General features: G+C 59.9%; 12 protein-coding genes. 11 read left to right on the forward strand and 1 reads right to left on the reverse strand.

The features are described from left to right. Positions 1 to 8 precede the first annotated feature (8 nt). Positions 9 to 578 (forward strand): lipocalin family protein, encoded by a 570-nt coding sequence (locus tag ACZ3HH_RS04320; protein ID WP_367373825.1) that lies wholly within the window; start codon positions 9 to 11, stop codon positions 576 to 578. 112 nt (positions 579 to 690) lie between these two features. On the opposite strand, the gene ACZ3HH_RS04325 is transcribed toward ACZ3HH_RS04320, so the two are convergent. Then, positions 691 to 2055: a formimidoylglutamate deiminase gene (locus tag ACZ3HH_RS04325; protein WP_465802940.1), complete on the reverse strand. Its 1365-nt coding sequence runs from the start codon at positions 2053 to 2055 to the stop codon at positions 691 to 693. Positions 2056 to 2243: 188 nt separating this feature from the next. Between ACZ3HH_RS04325 and hutC the strand changes: the two genes are divergently transcribed. The 10 genes from hutC to hutI all read left to right on the forward strand — a co-directional run bounded on the left by hutC (position 2244) and on the right by hutI (position 14740). Beyond that, positions 2244 to 2912 carry a histidine utilization repressor gene (hutC, locus tag ACZ3HH_RS04330; RefSeq protein WP_238542634.1) on the forward strand — a complete coding sequence of 223 codons (669 nt, stop codon included), beginning with the start codon at positions 2244 to 2246 and terminating at the stop codon, positions 2910 to 2912. 23 nt (positions 2913 to 2935) lie between these two features. Beyond that, a complete protein-coding gene (locus tag ACZ3HH_RS04335; RefSeq protein WP_465802942.1) occupies positions 2936 to 3505 on the forward strand; it encodes a HutD/Ves family protein in 570 nt (189 codons plus the stop codon). A gap of 479 nt (positions 3506 to 3984) precedes the next feature. Next, positions 3985 to 5688 carry a urocanate hydratase gene (hutU, locus tag ACZ3HH_RS04340; RefSeq protein WP_465802944.1) on the forward strand — a complete coding sequence of 568 codons (1704 nt, stop codon included), beginning with the start codon at positions 3985 to 3987 and terminating at the stop codon, positions 5686 to 5688. Positions 5689 to 5920: 232 nt separating this feature from the next. After that, entirely contained in the window at positions 5921 to 6889 is a 969-nt protein-coding gene (locus tag ACZ3HH_RS04345; RefSeq protein WP_465802945.1) for an ABC transporter substrate-binding protein, read from the forward strand. 70 nt (positions 6890 to 6959) lie between these two features. Continuing rightward, the gene (locus tag ACZ3HH_RS04350; protein WP_465802946.1) at positions 6960 to 7811 is read left to right on the forward strand and encodes an ABC transporter permease; all 852 of its coding nucleotides are present in this window, start codon (positions 6960 to 6962) and stop codon (positions 7809 to 7811) included. Beyond that, complete coding sequence (locus ACZ3HH_RS04355) at positions 7808 to 8659, forward strand: quaternary amine ABC transporter ATP-binding protein (RefSeq protein WP_465802948.1); 852 nt, start codon at positions 7808 to 7810, stop codon at positions 8657 to 8659. Before ACZ3HH_RS04350 ends, ACZ3HH_RS04355 begins: the two co-directional genes overlap by 4 nt. Positions 8660 to 8828: 169 nt before the next feature. Then, positions 8829 to 10352 (forward strand): histidine ammonia-lyase, encoded by a 1524-nt coding sequence (gene hutH / locus ACZ3HH_RS04360; protein ID WP_465802950.1) that lies wholly within the window; start codon positions 8829 to 8831, stop codon positions 10350 to 10352. A 113-nt stretch (positions 10353 to 10465) separates the two neighbouring features. Beyond that, complete coding sequence (gene hutH / locus ACZ3HH_RS04365; RefSeq protein WP_367373832.1) at positions 10466 to 11998, forward strand: histidine ammonia-lyase; 1533 nt, start codon at positions 10466 to 10468, stop codon at positions 11996 to 11998. Between the two features lie 109 nt (positions 11999 to 12107). Next, positions 12108 to 13517, forward strand: a complete 1410-nt coding sequence (locus ACZ3HH_RS04370; RefSeq protein WP_465802952.1) for an amino acid permease — start codon at positions 12108 to 12110, stop codon at positions 13515 to 13517. A 17-nt stretch (positions 13518 to 13534) separates the two neighbouring features. Continuing rightward, entirely contained in the window at positions 13535 to 14740 is a 1206-nt protein-coding gene (hutI, locus tag ACZ3HH_RS04375; RefSeq protein WP_465802954.1) for an imidazolonepropionase, read from the forward strand. The last annotated feature ends 7 nt before the right edge of the window (positions 14741 to 14747 follow it).

Raw genomic sequence — 14747 nt, forward strand, 5'->3', positions numbered from 1 at the left:
AAAAAATAATGAAGCGGTTACTGATCGTTCTTTTTGCCGGCCTGGTATTGGCCGGCTGCGCCACTTCTGGCGTAGATCCGTTGGCACCCAAGACCGTCAACACGGTCAACCTCAAGCGCTACCAGGGAACCTGGTACGAACTGGCGCGTCTGCCGGTGTATTTTCAGCGCAACTGCGCGCAATCCGAAGCCCATTACAGCCTCAAGCCTGAAGGTGACATGGCGGTGCTGAACCGCTGTCTGACGTCGGACTGGCAATGGGAAGAGGCCAAAGGCACGGCTTATCCACAGGTGCCCGGCAAGGCCGACAAGCTGTGGGTCGAGTTCGATACCTGGTTCTCGCGACTGATACCCGGTGTGGCGAAGGGAGAGTACTGGGTGTTGTACGTCAGCGATGATTACAAGACCGCGATTGTCGGCGACCCGAGCCGCCGTCACCTCTGGCTGCTGTCACGCACCCCGACGGTCAATGGTGTAGTGCGCGAAGAACTGCTGAGCAAGGCGCGTCAACAGGGTTATGACACGACGCGGCTGATCTGGCGCACGTCGGACACCAAAATGGCGAAGACCTCGAACTGATTGCACATATCCCTGTGGGAGCGAGCTTGCTCGCGATGACGGGTTATCAGTCAACATCATTGTTGAATCTGATGGCCTCATCGCGAGCAAGCTCGCTCCCACAGGTTTTTTATCAGCCCAAGAGATCGCGCAGAACCTGGGTAAACGCCCGGCTGCTTTCTTCTTCCCCGGCATGGCGCCCGTCACGCACGACCCACTGGCCGTTGACCAGCACATCCCGCACCTGGCGATCACCACCGGCAAACAACCAACGATTGAGAATCCCGTCGCCACTGGCCGTCGCCAGATACGGATCGTTGCCATCGAGCACCAACCAATCCGCACGCTTGCCGACTTCCAGGGCGCCAATCGGCTGCCCCAGCGCCTGGGCGCCGCCATTTAGGGCCGCGTCGTACAGTGTGCGGCCGACCATCGGCTGATCCGCGCCATACAAACGATTACGCCGCTGATCGCGCAGACGCTGGCCGTATTCCAGCCAGCGCAATTCTTCCACCACGCTCAACGACACATGGCTGTCGGAACCGATGCCCATGCGCCCACCCTGCGCCAGGAAGTCTACCGCTGGAAAAATCCCATCGCCGAGGTTGGCTTCGGTGGTCAGGCACAGGCCGGCGATGGCGCGGCTCTTGGCCATGAGCGTGACTTCTTCCGGATTGGCGTGGGTCGCATGGACCAGGCACCAGCGCTGATCGACTTCGGTGTTTTCGTACAGCCATTGCAGCGGACGGCGGCCGCTCCAGCTCAGGCAGTCATCGACTTCCTTCTGCTGTTCGGCGATGTGAATGTGTACCGGGCACTGCTTGTCGCTGGCCGCCAGCACTTCACTGATCTGCTGCGGGGTGACCGCGCGCAACGAATGGAAACACAACCCCAGGGCTTGGGCCGGTTGCTGCGCCAGGATAGGCTGCAAGCGCGACTGAAGTTTCAGGTAGTTTTCGGTGCTATTGATAAAGCGGCGCTGACCTTCGTTCGGGGTCTGGCCACCGAAACCGGAATGGCTATATAGCACTGGCAGCAGGGTCAAACCGATACCGGCGGAGCTGGCGGCCTGGCTGATGCGCAGTGCCAGTTCGGCCGGGTCTGCGTACGGTTGGCCGCTCGTATCATGGTGTACATAATGAAATTCCGCGACCGAGGTGTAACCGGCCTTGAGCATTTCGATGTACAGCTGACGGGCGATGACGCCGAGTTGATCCGGGCTGATTTTTCCGACGAGCCGGTACATCAGATCGCGCCAGGTCCAGAAACTGTCGTTCGGATTACCCGCCACTTCCGCCAAACCGGCCATGGCCCGCTGGAAGGCGTGGGAGTGCAAATTCGGCATTCCCGGAAGTAGCGGGCCGCTCAGCCGTTCGGCGTCATCTGCGTGAGAATCGGCCTGGATATGGGTCAGTACGCCATCGGCGCTGACCTCAAGACGTACATTGTTGGCCCATCCACTAGGCAGCAGCGCGCGTTCGGCAAAGAAGGCGGACATGGTTCAGCACCCCATCGTGTGTTATTTGTATATACATATACAGACGTTTGCCTGCTCGGTAAACTCCGGCAAGCTAGCAACTTCTACCTGATCAACAAGGATTAACCGTGCCGACTCCGCCTGCAGTCTCCCCGTTGGCCGCACACTTGGGCGACAGTCCGGCGCCCTTGTACGCCCGCGTGAAACAGATGATCACCCAGCAAATCGACAGTGGAAACTGGCCGCCACACTACCGCGTTCCGTCGGAAAGCGAGTTGGTCAGCCAACTGGGTTTCAGCCGCATGACCATCAACCGCGCGCTGCGCGAGATGACCGCCGACGGCTTGCTGGTGCGCATGCAGGGTGTCGGTACGTTCGTCGCCGAGCCGAAAAGTCAGTCTGCCTTGTTTGAAGTGCACAACATCGCCGACGAGATCGCCTCCCGTGGCCATCGCCACACTTGCAAGGTGATCACCCTTGAAGAAGAGGCCGCCGGTTCCGAGCGGGCCGTGGCCCTGGACATGCGCGAAGGTCAGAAAGTTTTCCACTCGCTGATCGTGCATTTCGAAAATGATATTCCGGTGCAAATCGAAGACCGTTTCGTCAACGCGCTGGTGGCACCGGACTACCTCAAGCAAGACTTCACCCTGCAAACGCCTTACGCCTATCTGAATCAGGTCGCGCCGTTGACCGAAGGCGAGCACGTAGTCGAAGCGATTCTCGCCGAGCCGTCCGAATGCAAGTTGCTGCAGATTGAGAAGGGCGAACCCTGCCTGCTGATTCGTCGCCGCACCTGGTCCGGCCGTCAGCCCGTGACCGCCGCCCGTTTGATCCACCCCGGTTCCCGTCATCGTCTGGAAGGACGGTTCCACAAATAAAGAGCCATAAATAAAGAGCCCTAATGAGCCAGTTGAAAGTGTTACGCGCGGCCGATTACCCGCGCATGCCGTGGAAAAACGGCGGTGGCAGTACCGAAGAGATCACCCGCGATACCGGTGTGGGCCTTGATGGTTTTGGTTGGCGCCTGTCGATTGCCGACATCGGCGAGTCGGGCGGGTTTTCCACCTTTGCCGGCTATGAACGGGTGATCACCGTGCTGCAAGGCGAGGGCATGACCTTGCGCGTCGACGGTCAGGACACGCGGCCGTTGTTACCGCTGGACCCGTTTGCTTTCAGTGGCGAGAGTCATGTGTCCTGCACATTGCTCGGAGGCCCGATTCGCGATTTCAACCTGATTTATGCGCCGGACCGTTACCGCGCGCGGTTGCAGTGGCTGGAGGGCGAGCAGAGGTTTTTCAACTCGGCCGGCACCGTGTTGGTGTTCAGCGTCGCTGAACAGCTTGAAGTGACGGTGGGTAACAACGCCTCTCAGCTAGGGCGTCATGATTGTCTGCAGCTGGACGGTAACGCCGGGCTGCTGGATATCTCCATCAAGGGTCAGTGCTGTGTGATCGAGCTGATCGCACGCTGATCCAATACCGAGTCGCCTCTATCGCGGGCAAGCCCGCTCCCACAGGTTTCGGGCTGGATTGTATATTTATGATCCAACCGCGATCACTGTGGGAGCGGACTTGCCCGCGATGCTTTTTGTCACGGCAAATCCGTTCCCGAAAGCGCACCACGTTGTTACCGAACGCCCCAGCATGGCGCAAAACCATGCTTCAGTAACAAAATCCCATCGACCAAAAAATCTCCCTCGAAAAATTTCATCTACGCCAGAACCCTTGATTCAGGCGCTTTCCAGCCCTTTCAAAACTTTTCTTGAACACTCATCCAGCAAGTTGGCCGCTTGATTGCATATGCTTGTATGTACAAGTAAAGACGTATGCGTATGAGTCGATCGAGACTCCTCGCAGCGTCCACTGATTCGCTTGTGGCGCTTTGACGCGCACAGGCTGGCTTGCCCACTGCCAGGGCTGGTTTTGAATTGATCGCTGAGGAGTCTTTTTCGTGACTGACAATACCCAGAAACCTACTACCGCCTCTTTTACAAAGTACCGTGATGTTGAAATACGTGCGCAGCGCGGTAACAAGCTGACCGCCAAAAGCTGGCTGACTGAAGCGCCGCTGCGCATGCTGATGAACAACCTCGACCCGGAAGTCGCCGAGAACCCTAAAGAATTGGTGGTTTACGGTGGTATCGGTCGTGCGGCACGTAACTGGGAATGCTACGACAAGATCGTCGAAAGCCTGACCAACCTGAACGACGACGAGACCCTGCTGGTGCAATCCGGCAAACCGGTCGGCGTGTTCAAGACTCACAGCAATGCCCCGCGCGTGCTGATCGCCAACTCCAACCTGGTGCCACACTGGGCGAGCTGGGAACACTTCAACGAACTCGACGCCAAAGGCCTGGCCATGTACGGCCAGATGACCGCTGGTAGCTGGATCTACATCGGCAGCCAGGGCATCGTCCAGGGCACCTACGAAACCTTCGTCGAAGCCGGTCGCCAACACTATAACGATGACCTGAAAGGTCGTTGGGTCCTGACCGCAGGCCTCGGCGGCATGGGCGGCGCGCAACCATTGGCCGCAACCCTGGCCGGCGCCTGCTCGTTGAACATCGAATGTCAGCAGGTCAGCATCGATTTCCGCCTGAACAGCCGCTATGTCGACGAGCAAGCCACCGACCTCGACGACGCGCTGGCCCGCATCGCCAAATACACCAAAGAAGGCAAAGCGATTTCCATCGCCCTGCTGGGTAACGCGGCTGAAATTCTGCCGGAACTGGTCAAGCGCGGTGTGCGCCCGGACATGGTCACCGACCAGACCAGCGCCCACGACCCGCTCAACGGCTATCTGCCGGCCGGCTGGACCTGGGAAGAGTACCGCGCTCGTGCCAAGACCGAGCCTGCTGCCGTGGTCAAAGCCGCCAAGCAGTCCATGGCCGTGCACGTTAAAGCGATGCTCGACTTCCAGAAAATGGGTATCCCGACCTTCGACTACGGCAACAACATCCGTCAGATGGCTCAGGAAGAAGGCGTCGAGAACGCGTTCGACTTCCCAGGCTTCGTACCGGCTTACATCCGTCCGCTGTTCTGCCGCGGCATCGGCCCATTCCGTTGGGCTGCGCTGTCGGGCGATCCGCAGGACATCTACAAGACTGACGCCAAAGTAAAAGAACTGATTCCGGACGACGCCCACCTGCACAACTGGCTGGACATGGCGCGCGAGCGCATCAGCTTCCAGGGTCTGCCGGCACGTATCTGCTGGGTTGGCCTGGGCCTGCGCGCCAAGCTCGGTCTGGCCTTCAACGAGATGGTCCGCAGCGGTGAGTTGTCGGCGCCAATCGTGATCGGTCGCGATCACCTGGACTCCGGTTCGGTAGCCAGCCCGAACCGCGAAACCGAATCGATGCAAGACGGTTCCGATGCCGTGTCCGACTGGCCACTGCTCAACGCTCTGCTCAACACCGCGAGCGGCGCGACCTGGGTTTCCCTGCACCACGGCGGCGGCGTCGGCATGGGCTTCTCCCAGCACTCGGGCATGGTGATTGTCTGCGACGGTACTGACGAAGCGGCCGAGCGTATCGCTCGCGTCCTGCACAACGACCCGGCGACCGGTGTCATGCGTCACGCCGATGCGGGTTACCAGATCGCCATTGACTGCGCCAAGGAACAAGGGCTGAACCTGCCGATGATTACCGGCAAGTAACACCTGATCTGTGGGAGCTGCTTTTATGTGAGAGCGAGCCCGCTCGCTCTCACTGGCCAGACAGTGGCATAGCGCAACACCAGACCGTTTGATCCTGCCGGTCGAGCAGGACGCGATCACCGAACAAAAGCTGAATGTCGGTCGCGCTGCGGCGCAGGCCTGACTGGACGTGGACAGGGCTGGATGCCTCTTGACTGCCGTAAGCCAACTCATGATTAGGAGCGTCACAACAATGAAATCGAACAAGACCCTGCTGACCACATTGCTTTCCATGGGCCTGCTGGCCAGTGCTGGCGCCACCCAGGCGGCTGGTTGGTGCGAATCGGGCAAACCGGTGAAATTTGCCGGCCTGAACTGGGAAAGCGCCATGCTGCTGACCGACGTGCTGCAAGTCGTGTTGGAGAAAGGCTACGACTGCAAGACCGACAGCCTGCCGGGCAACTCCATCACCATGGAAAACGCCCTGAGCAGCAACGATATTCAGATCTTCGCCGAAGAGTGGGTTGGTCGTAGCGAAGTCTGGAACAAGGCCGAGAAGGCCGGCAAAGTTGTCGGTGTCGGCGCGCCTGTCGTGGGTGCTGTCGAAGGTTGGTACGTGCCGCGTTACGTGATCGAAGGCGACGCCAAGCGCAAGCTGGAGCCTAAAGCTCCGGACCTGAAAGCGATTGCCGATCTGGGTAAATACGCTGCAGTGTTCAAGGATCAGGAAGAGCCATCCAAGGGCCGCTTCTATAACTGCCCGGCCGGCTGGACCTGTGAGCTGGACAACAGCGAAATGCTGAAAAGCTACGGCCTGGAAAGCACCTACACCAACTTCCGTCCGGGCACCGGCCCGGCACTGGATGCCGCGGTGCTGTCGAGCTACAAGCGTGGCGAGCCGATCTTGTTCTACTACTGGTCGCCAACCCCGCTGATGGGCCAGGTTGACCTGGTTAAACTCGATGAGAAACCAGGCGTGAACAAGCAAGTGACCATCAAGGTCGGCCTGTCCAAGACCTTCCATGAGCAAGCCCCGGAACTGGTGGCCGTGCTGGAAAAGGTCAACCTGCCGATCGACCTGCTGAATCAGAACCTCGGACGCATGGCCAAAGAGCGGATCGAATCGCCAAAACTGGCCAAGATCTTCTTGAAGGAACATCCTGAAGTCTGGCACGCATGGGTGAGCGAAGACGCAGCCAAAAAGATCGACGCGGCCTTGTAGGTTGAGCCTCTCCGACTGCCCTGAGCGGCAGTCGGGTGCTTGATCGCAACCCCTTGATTGAGAGTCTCTTATGTTTCCCGAAAGCTTTACCTTTTCCATCGCCGACTGGGTCAACAGTTGGGTCGATACGCTGGTCACCAACTACGGCGACGTGTTCCGGCAGATCTCTGACACGCTGCTGTGGGCCATCGTCAATCTTGAAGGGCTGCTGCGCGCGGCGCCTTGGTGGCTGATGCTGGCCATCGTCGCGGGCGTTGCCTGGCATGCGACCCGCAAAGTCGTGACCACGGCTGTGATCGTCGGCTTGTTGTTCCTGGTGGGTGCGGTCGGCCTCTGGGACAAGCTGATGCAAACCCTGGCGTTGATGATGGTGGCGACGATCATTTCGGTGCTGATCGGCATTCCGTTGGGTATTCTCTCGGCGCGCAGCAATCGCCTGCGTTCGGTGCTGATGCCGTTGCTGGACATCATGCAGACCATGCCGAGTTTCGTGTACCTGATCCCGGTGCTGATGCTGTTCGGCCTGGGCAAGGTTCCGGCGATTTTCGCCACGGTGATCTACGCCGCGCCGCCGCTGATCCGCCTGACCGATCTGGGTATTCGTCAGGTCGACGGTGAAGTGATGGAAGCGATCAACGCCTTCGGCGCCAATCGCTGGCAACAACTGTTTGGCGTGCAACTGCCGCTGGCCCTGCCGAGCATCATGGCCGGGATCAACCAGACCACCATGATGGCCCTGTCGATGGTGGTCATCGCCTCGATGATCGGTGCCCGTGGCTTGGGTGAAGATGTGTTGGTGGGGATTCAGACCCTCAACGTCGGGCGTGGGCTTGAAGCCGGTCTGGCGATCGTGATTCTGGCAGTGGTCATCGACCGCATTACTCAGGCGTATGGTCGGCCACGGCATGAGGTGAGCAAATGAGCAACGAAGCCATTAGCAAAAGCAATGAAGCCATCAGCAAGATCGAAGTCAAAAACGTCTTCAAGATTTTCGGCAGCCGTTCCAAGGATGCGCTGGGCATGATTGGCCAGGGCAAGACCAAAGACCAGGTATTGGCCGAAACCGGCTGCGTGGTCGGCGTGAACGACCTGTCCCTGAGCATCGGCACCGGCGAGATCTTCGTGATCATGGGCCTGTCGGGTTCCGGCAAGTCGACCCTGGTGCGCCACTTCAATCGCCTGATCGACCCCACCAGCGGCGCGATCCTGGTGGACGGCGTGGACATCCTACAATACGACATGGAAGCCCTGCGCGAATTTCGCCGGCACAAGATCAGCATGGTGTTCCAGAGCTTCGGCCTGCTGCCGCACAAGACCGTGCTGGATAACGTCGCCTACGGCCTGAAAGTGCGTGGCGAGAGCAAGCAAGTGTGCGCCGAGCGCGCGCTGCACTGGATCAATACCGTGGGCCTCAAGGGCTACGAAAACAAATACCCGCATCAGCTTTCCGGCGGTATGCGCCAGCGTGTGGGCCTGGCTCGCGCTTTAGCGGCGGACACCGACATCATCCTGATGGACGAAGCTTTCAGTGCCCTCGACCCGCTGATCCGCGCCGAAATGCAGGACCAGTTGCTGGAACTGCAAAAGACCCTGCACAAGACCATCGTCTTCATCACCCACGACCTCGACGAAGCCGTGCGCATCGGCAACCGCATCGCGATCCTCAAGGATGGCCGGCTGATTCAGGTCGGTACGCCACGAGAGATCCTGCATTCGCCGGCGGATGAGTATGTGGATCGGTTCGTACAGCGTCGGGCTGCGGTGGTTTGAGAAATTTGCGGTGATCGGGCGGGCCTCATCGCGGGCAAGCCCACTCCCACAGGGATTGGTTGTGTTGCACAAATTTTCTTCACACAACAGAACACTGTGGGAGCGGGCTTGCCCGCGATGGCGCCGGTGAAGCTGCATCAATATTCAAGTTGTACGCACGAGGTCAAAGATGTCCCAGGCTGAAAAAATCGTTATCGCCGACGCCCCGTTGCGTTGGCAGGATGTGGTTGCCGTAGCCCGTCATGGCGCACAGCTTGAGCTGTCACCGCAGGTCTGGGCGCGGATCGAGAATGCCCAGGCGATCGTCCAGCGCATCGTCGCCAGCGGCGAGCGTGCCTACGGCGTCAACACCGGCCTGGGCGCCTTGTGCAACGTCTCGCTCAAAGGCGAACAACTCAGCCAACTGTCGCGCAACACCTTGCTCAGTCACGCCTGTGGCGTCGGCGCACCATTGGCCGACGAACAAACTCGCGCAATCATCTGCGCCGCTATTCGCAACTACAGCCACGGCAAATCCGGCATTCATCGCCGGGTGGTCGAAGCCCTGTTGGCACTGCTCAATCGCGGCATCACCCCGCAAGTGCCGTCCCAGGGTTCGGTGGGCTACCTGACCCACATGGCCCACATCGGAATCACTCTGCTGGGTGTCGGCAATGTCAGCTATCGCGGGCAGATCGTTTCCGCGCAGCAAGCCCTGGCCGAAGAAGGTCTGCAACCGGTTCAGCTCGGCGCCAAAGATGGCTTGTGCCTGGTCAACGGCACGCCGTGCATGACCGGTCTCAGCTGTCTGGCAATTGCCGATGCGACGCGTCTGGTGCAGTGGGCCGATGTGATCGGTGCCATGAGCTTCGAAGCCCAGCGCGGTCAGATCGCCGCGTTCGACGCCGAGATCATCGCGCTCAAGCCTCACCCGGGCATGCAGCAAGTCGGCATCAATCTGCGGGCGTTGCTCGATGGCAGTGAAGTGATTGCCAGCAGCAAAGGCATTCGCACTCAAGATGCGTTGAGCATCCGTTCGATCCCGCAAGTCCACGGCGCCGCTCGCGATCAACTTGAGCACGCGAAAAAGCAGATCGAAACCGAACTCAACTCTGTCACCGACAACCCGATGCTGCTGGGCACGCCGGACAACTTCCGGGTGGTGTCCCAAGCTAACCCGCACGGTCAGTCAGTGGCATTGGCGGCGGATTTGCTGGCGATTGCCATGGCCGAAATCGGCTCCATCGCCGAGCGTCGCCTGGACCGCTTGATCAACCCGCACGTCAGCGGTCTGCCGGCGTTTCTGGTGGCCAATCCGGGGGTGAACTCCGGGATGATGATCGTCCAGTACGTTGCCGCTTCCCTGTGTGCGGAAAATCGTCAACTGGCGCAACCGGCGGTGCTCGATAACTACGTCACCTCGGGCCTGCAGGAAGATCACCTGAGCCTGGGCACCAATGCGGCGCTGAAGCTGCATCGCGCGTTGGAAAACTGCACGCAGATCCTCGCCATTGAATATTTGCTGGCATCCCAAGCGTTTGAATTCCTCAAAGAGCAACGCTTTGGCGCTGGCACCGATACCGCGTGGCGTCTGCTGCGTGAGCGAGTCCCGGCCTACGACCAGGATCGCTGGCTGGCACCAGACATTGCTGCCGCTGCCAGTGTTTTGAAAGATTCAAATTTGCTGCACAAGGCGTTACCGAACCTCAATTGATTCCACAACACCAGCGTGCCAAGGCGCGGCTCCCTAAAAGGTAGACGCGACGGACAACGGACATCTCCGGAGCGTCTGGTGAGTTAATAACAAACTCTCAAAAGGAGCACAAAATGACTGCGCTTAACCTGATTCCCGGTCAACTGAGCCTTGCCCAACTGCGTGATGTTTATCAGCACCCGGTCAAAATCACCCTCGACAACAGCGCTTCGGCGCAAATCGAAGCCAGCGTTGCCTGCGTGGAACAGATCCTCGCCGAGAACCGCACCGCTTATGGCATCAACACCGGTTTCGGCCTGCTGGCTTCGACCCGTATCGCCAGCGAAGACCTGGAGAACCTGCAGCGTTCGCTCGTTTTGTCCCACGCCGCCGGTGTCGGCGAGCCGATCAGCGACGCGCTGGTGCGACTGGTCATGGTGCTCAAGGTCAACAGCCTGAGCCGTGGTTTCTCCGGCATTCGTCGCGTAGTGATCGACGCACTGATCGCCCTGATCAACGCCGAGGTTTACCCGCACATTCCATTGAAAGGTTCGGTGGGTGCATCCGGTGACTTGGCGCCTTTGGCCCACATGTCGCTGGTGCTGCTGGGCGAAGGTAAGGCGCGCTACAAAGGCGAGTGGATGGAAGCAACCGAAGCGCTGAAAGTCGCCGGTCTGACCCCGTTGACCCTGGCTGCCAAAGAAGGTCTGGCGCTGCTCAACGGTACTCAGGTTTCTACCGCTTATGCATTGCGCGGTTTGTTCGAAGGCGAAGACCTGTTTGCTGGCGCCCTGGCCATTGGTGGTATGACTGTTGAAGCGGTGCTGGGTTCGCGCTCGCCGTTTGATGCACGCATTCACGCCGCTCGTGGCCAGAAAGGCCAGATCGACGCCGCCGCCGCTTACCGCGACCTGCTGGGCGAGCGCAGCGAAGTGTCCGATTCGCACCAGAACTGCGAAAAGGTCCAGGACCCGTACTCCCTGCGCTGCCAGCCGCAAGTCATGGGCGCCTGCCTGACCCAGTTCCGTCAGGCCGCTGAAGTGCTCGCCATCGAAGCCAACGCCGTTTCGGACAACCCGCTGGTATTCGCCGCTGAAGGCGACGTGATCTCCGGCGGTAACTTCCACGCCGAACCGGTGGCCATGGCCGCCGACAACATGGCATTGGCTATCGCTGAAATCGGTTCCTTGAGCGAACGCCGCATCTCGCTGATGATGGATAAACATATGTCGCAGCTGCCGCCGTTCCTGGTGGCCAATGGCGGCGTGAACTCCGGCTTCATGATCGCCCAGGTGACTGCGGCGGCATTGGCCAGCGAGAACAAGGCGCTGTCTCATCCGCACTCGGTGGACAGTCTGCCAACGTCGGCCAACCAGGAAGACCATGTTTCCATGGCTCCGGCGGCGGGCAAGCGTCTGTGGGAAATGGCGGAAAACACACGTGGGGTTCTGGCGGTGGAATGGCTGGCGGCAGCTCAGGGCCTCGATCTGCGTGAAGGTCTTAAAACCTCGGCCAAACTGGAAAAGGTCCGGGCGATTTTGCGGGCTGAAGTGCCGTTTTATGAGAAAGACCGTTTCTTTGCGCCAGACATCAATGCGGCGAGCGAGTTGTTGGCCACGCGTTGCCTGAATGAGCTGGTTACGGCGAAGTTGCTGCCAAGCCTGTAACGGCCTTTTCGCGAGCAGGCTCGCTCCCACATTGGAATGCATACCCCTGTGGGAGCGAGCCTGCTCGCGATTCGATTTTGCGTCGGATAAGAATAATTAAGGACGAGAAATGCAACAGCCAACAAAAGGTTTGAAACGCGGGCTCTCTGCCCGACATATTCGCTTCATGGCGCTGGGGTCGGCTATCGGCACCGGGCTGTTCTACGGTTCTGCCTCGGCCATTCAAATGGCCGGGCCTGCGGTATTGCTCGCTTACCTGATCGGTGGCGCGGCGGTGTTCATGGTCATGCGCGCCCTCGGCGAGATGGCGGTGCACAACCCGGTGGCCGGCTCTTTCGGCCATTACGCCAGCACCTATCTGGGGCCGATGGCAGGCTTCATCCTTGGTTGGACCTATGCGTTCGAAATGGTCATCGTCGGCATGGCCGACGTCACCGCGTTCGGTATTTACATGGGCTTCTGGTTTCCGGAAGTCGCTCGCTGGATTTGGGTACTCGGCATCGTTTCGGTGGTCGGCGGCTTGAACCTGTGCAACGTCAAAGTCTTCGGTGAAATGGAATTCTGGTTGTCGCTGCTCAAGGTCGCGGCCATCGTTGCGATGATCCTGGGTGGCTTCGGCATCATGCTGTTCGGTATCAGCACCGCGCCCGGCGCCCAGGCGACCGACATCAGCAACCTCTGGAGCCATGGCGGCTTCATGCCCAACGGCGTGGGTGGCCTGATCGCTTCGTTTGCCGTGGTGATGTTTGCGTTTGGCGGCATTGAAATCATCGGCGTAACGGCTGGTGAAGCCAAAGACCCGCAGCACGTGCTGCCCCGGGCGATCAATGCCGTACCGTTGCGTATCCTGCTGTTCTACGTGCTGACGATGTTTGTGCTGATGTCGATCTTTCCGTGGCAGCAGATTGGCAGTCAGGGCAGTCCATTCGTGCAGATTTTCGACAACCTCGGGATCAGTTCGGCGGCGACCATTCTCAATATCGTGGTGATCTCGGCGGCGGTGTCGGCGATCAACAGTGACATCTTCGGCGCTGGCCGGATGATGTACGGGTTGGCTCAGCAAGGGCACGCACCCAAAGGCTTCGCCCGCCTGTCGGTCAATGGTGTGCCATGGATGACCGTGGTGGTGATGAGTGTCGCGCTGCTGCTGGGCGTGCTGCTGAACTACCTGATTCCGGAAAACGTGTTTCTGTTGATCGCCTCCATCGCAACCTTCGCCACGGTGTGGGTCTGGCTGATGATTCTGTTCACCCAGGTAGCGATGCGTCGTTCCATGAGCGCCGAGCAGGTCGCCCAACTGAAATTCCCGGTGCCGTTCTGGCCCTATGCGCCGATGGCGGCGATTGCTTTCATGCTGTTCATTTTCGGCGTGCTGGGCTATTTCCCGGATACCCAGGCAGCTCTGATCGTCGGCGTGGTCTGGATTGTATTGCTGGTGCTGGCCTACCTGACGTGGGTGAAGCCGGCGGCAGGGAAGGCAGTGCCGGTGGAGCGGGAACCTTCTTTTTCTCATCGATAACCTAACGGAGGCCACGGATGAAAACTCTCTGGCAACACTGCCACGTCGCAACGATGGCGCAAGGCGTCTACTCGATCATCGAGGATGCGGCCATCGTGACGTCAGGTGCGCACATTGAGTGGATTGGTCCGCGCGGCGAACTGCCGTCAGGCGAGTACCCGGCAGTCAATGATCTTAAAGGGGCCTGGGTGACTCCGGGCCTGATCGACTGCCATACCCACACGGTGTTCGGCGGTAACCGCAGCGGTGAATTCGAGCAACGTCTGCAAGGCGTCAGTTATGCGGAAATTGCCGCGGCCGGCGGTGGCATTGCCAGCACCGTGCGCGCCACTCGCTTAGCCTCCGAAGACGAGCTGTTCGCCAGCGCCGCCAAGCGCCTGAAGAGTCTGATGCGCGACGGCGTGACCACGGTCGAGATGAAGTCCGGCTACGGCCTTGACCTGGCCAGCGAGCGCAAAATCCTGCGGGTGATCCGCCGTCTCGGCGCCGAATTGCCGGTCAGCGTGCGCAGCACCTGCCTGGCCGCCCACGCCTTGCCGCCGGAATACGCGGACCGCGCCGACGACTACATCGACCACATCTGCGCCGAGATGCTCCCGGCCCTGGCCGCCGAAGGGTTGGTGGATGCAGTGGACGCTTTCTGCGAATACCTGGCGTTTTCGCCGGCGCAAGTCGAGCGGGTGTTCATCACCGCGCAAGAACTTGGTTTGCCGGTGAAGCTGCATGCCGAGCAATTGTCGTCGCTGCACGGTTCGAGCCTGGCGGCGCGTTACCACGCGTTATCCGCCGACCATCTGGAATTCATGACCGAAGACGACGCCATCGCCATGGCCCAGTCCGGCACCGTCGCGGTGTTGCTGCCCGGCGCGTTCTACTTCCTGCGGGAAACCCAATTGCCGCCGATGGAAGCCCTGCGCAAACACGGCGTAAAAATCGCCATCGCCAGCGATCTCAACCCGGGCACTTCGCCGGCGCTGTCGTTGCGCTTGATGCTGAACATGGCCTGCACTTGTTTGCGCATGACCCCGGAAGAGGCGCTGGCTGGCGCAACGATTCATGCCGCCACCGCGCTGGGCATGGCCGAGACTCACGGTTCGCTGGAAGCCGGCAAAGTCGCAGACTTCGTCGCCTGGCAGATTGATCGGCCTGCTGACCTGTCGTACTGGCTGGGCGGCGACCTGGAAAAACGCGTCGTGCGTCACGGCGTCGAAACAAGCGTTTAGGAGAGCA

The organism is Pseudomonas sp. PME37.24/025 (genome assembly GCF_055556615.1).

Excerpts from the sequence above, each read along its gene's own strand:
- ACZ3HH_RS04325 (WP_465802940.1), bottom strand. The coding sequence starts at position 2,055 with ATGTCCGCCTTCTTTGCCGAACGCGCGCTGCTGCCTAGTGGATGGGCC.
- ACZ3HH_RS04345 (WP_465802945.1), top strand. The coding sequence starts at position 5,921 with ATGAAATCGAACAAGACCCTGCTGACCACATTGCTTTCCATGGGCCTG.
- ACZ3HH_RS04355 (WP_465802948.1), top strand. The coding sequence starts at position 7,808 with ATGAGCAACGAAGCCATTAGCAAAAGCAATGAAGCCATCAGCAAGATC.
- ACZ3HH_RS04370 (WP_465802952.1), top strand. The coding sequence starts at position 12,108 with ATGCAACAGCCAACAAAAGGTTTGAAACGCGGGCTCTCTGCCCGACAT.
- hutC (WP_238542634.1), top strand. The coding sequence starts at position 2,244 with ATGATCACCCAGCAAATCGACAGTGGAAACTGGCCGCCACACTACCGC.
- hutI (WP_465802954.1), top strand. The coding sequence starts at position 13,535 with ATGAAAACTCTCTGGCAACACTGCCACGTCGCAACGATGGCGCAAGGC.
- hutH (WP_465802950.1), top strand. The coding sequence starts at position 8,829 with ATGTCCCAGGCTGAAAAAATCGTTATCGCCGACGCCCCGTTGCGTTGG.
- ACZ3HH_RS04320 (WP_367373825.1), top strand. The coding sequence starts at position 9 with ATGAAGCGGTTACTGATCGTTCTTTTTGCCGGCCTGGTATTGGCCGGC.
- ACZ3HH_RS04350 (WP_465802946.1), top strand. The coding sequence starts at position 6,960 with ATGTTTCCCGAAAGCTTTACCTTTTCCATCGCCGACTGGGTCAACAGT.
- ACZ3HH_RS04335 (WP_465802942.1), top strand. The coding sequence starts at position 2,936 with ATGAGCCAGTTGAAAGTGTTACGCGCGGCCGATTACCCGCGCATGCCG.
- hutH (WP_367373832.1), top strand. The coding sequence starts at position 10,466 with ATGACTGCGCTTAACCTGATTCCCGGTCAACTGAGCCTTGCCCAACTG.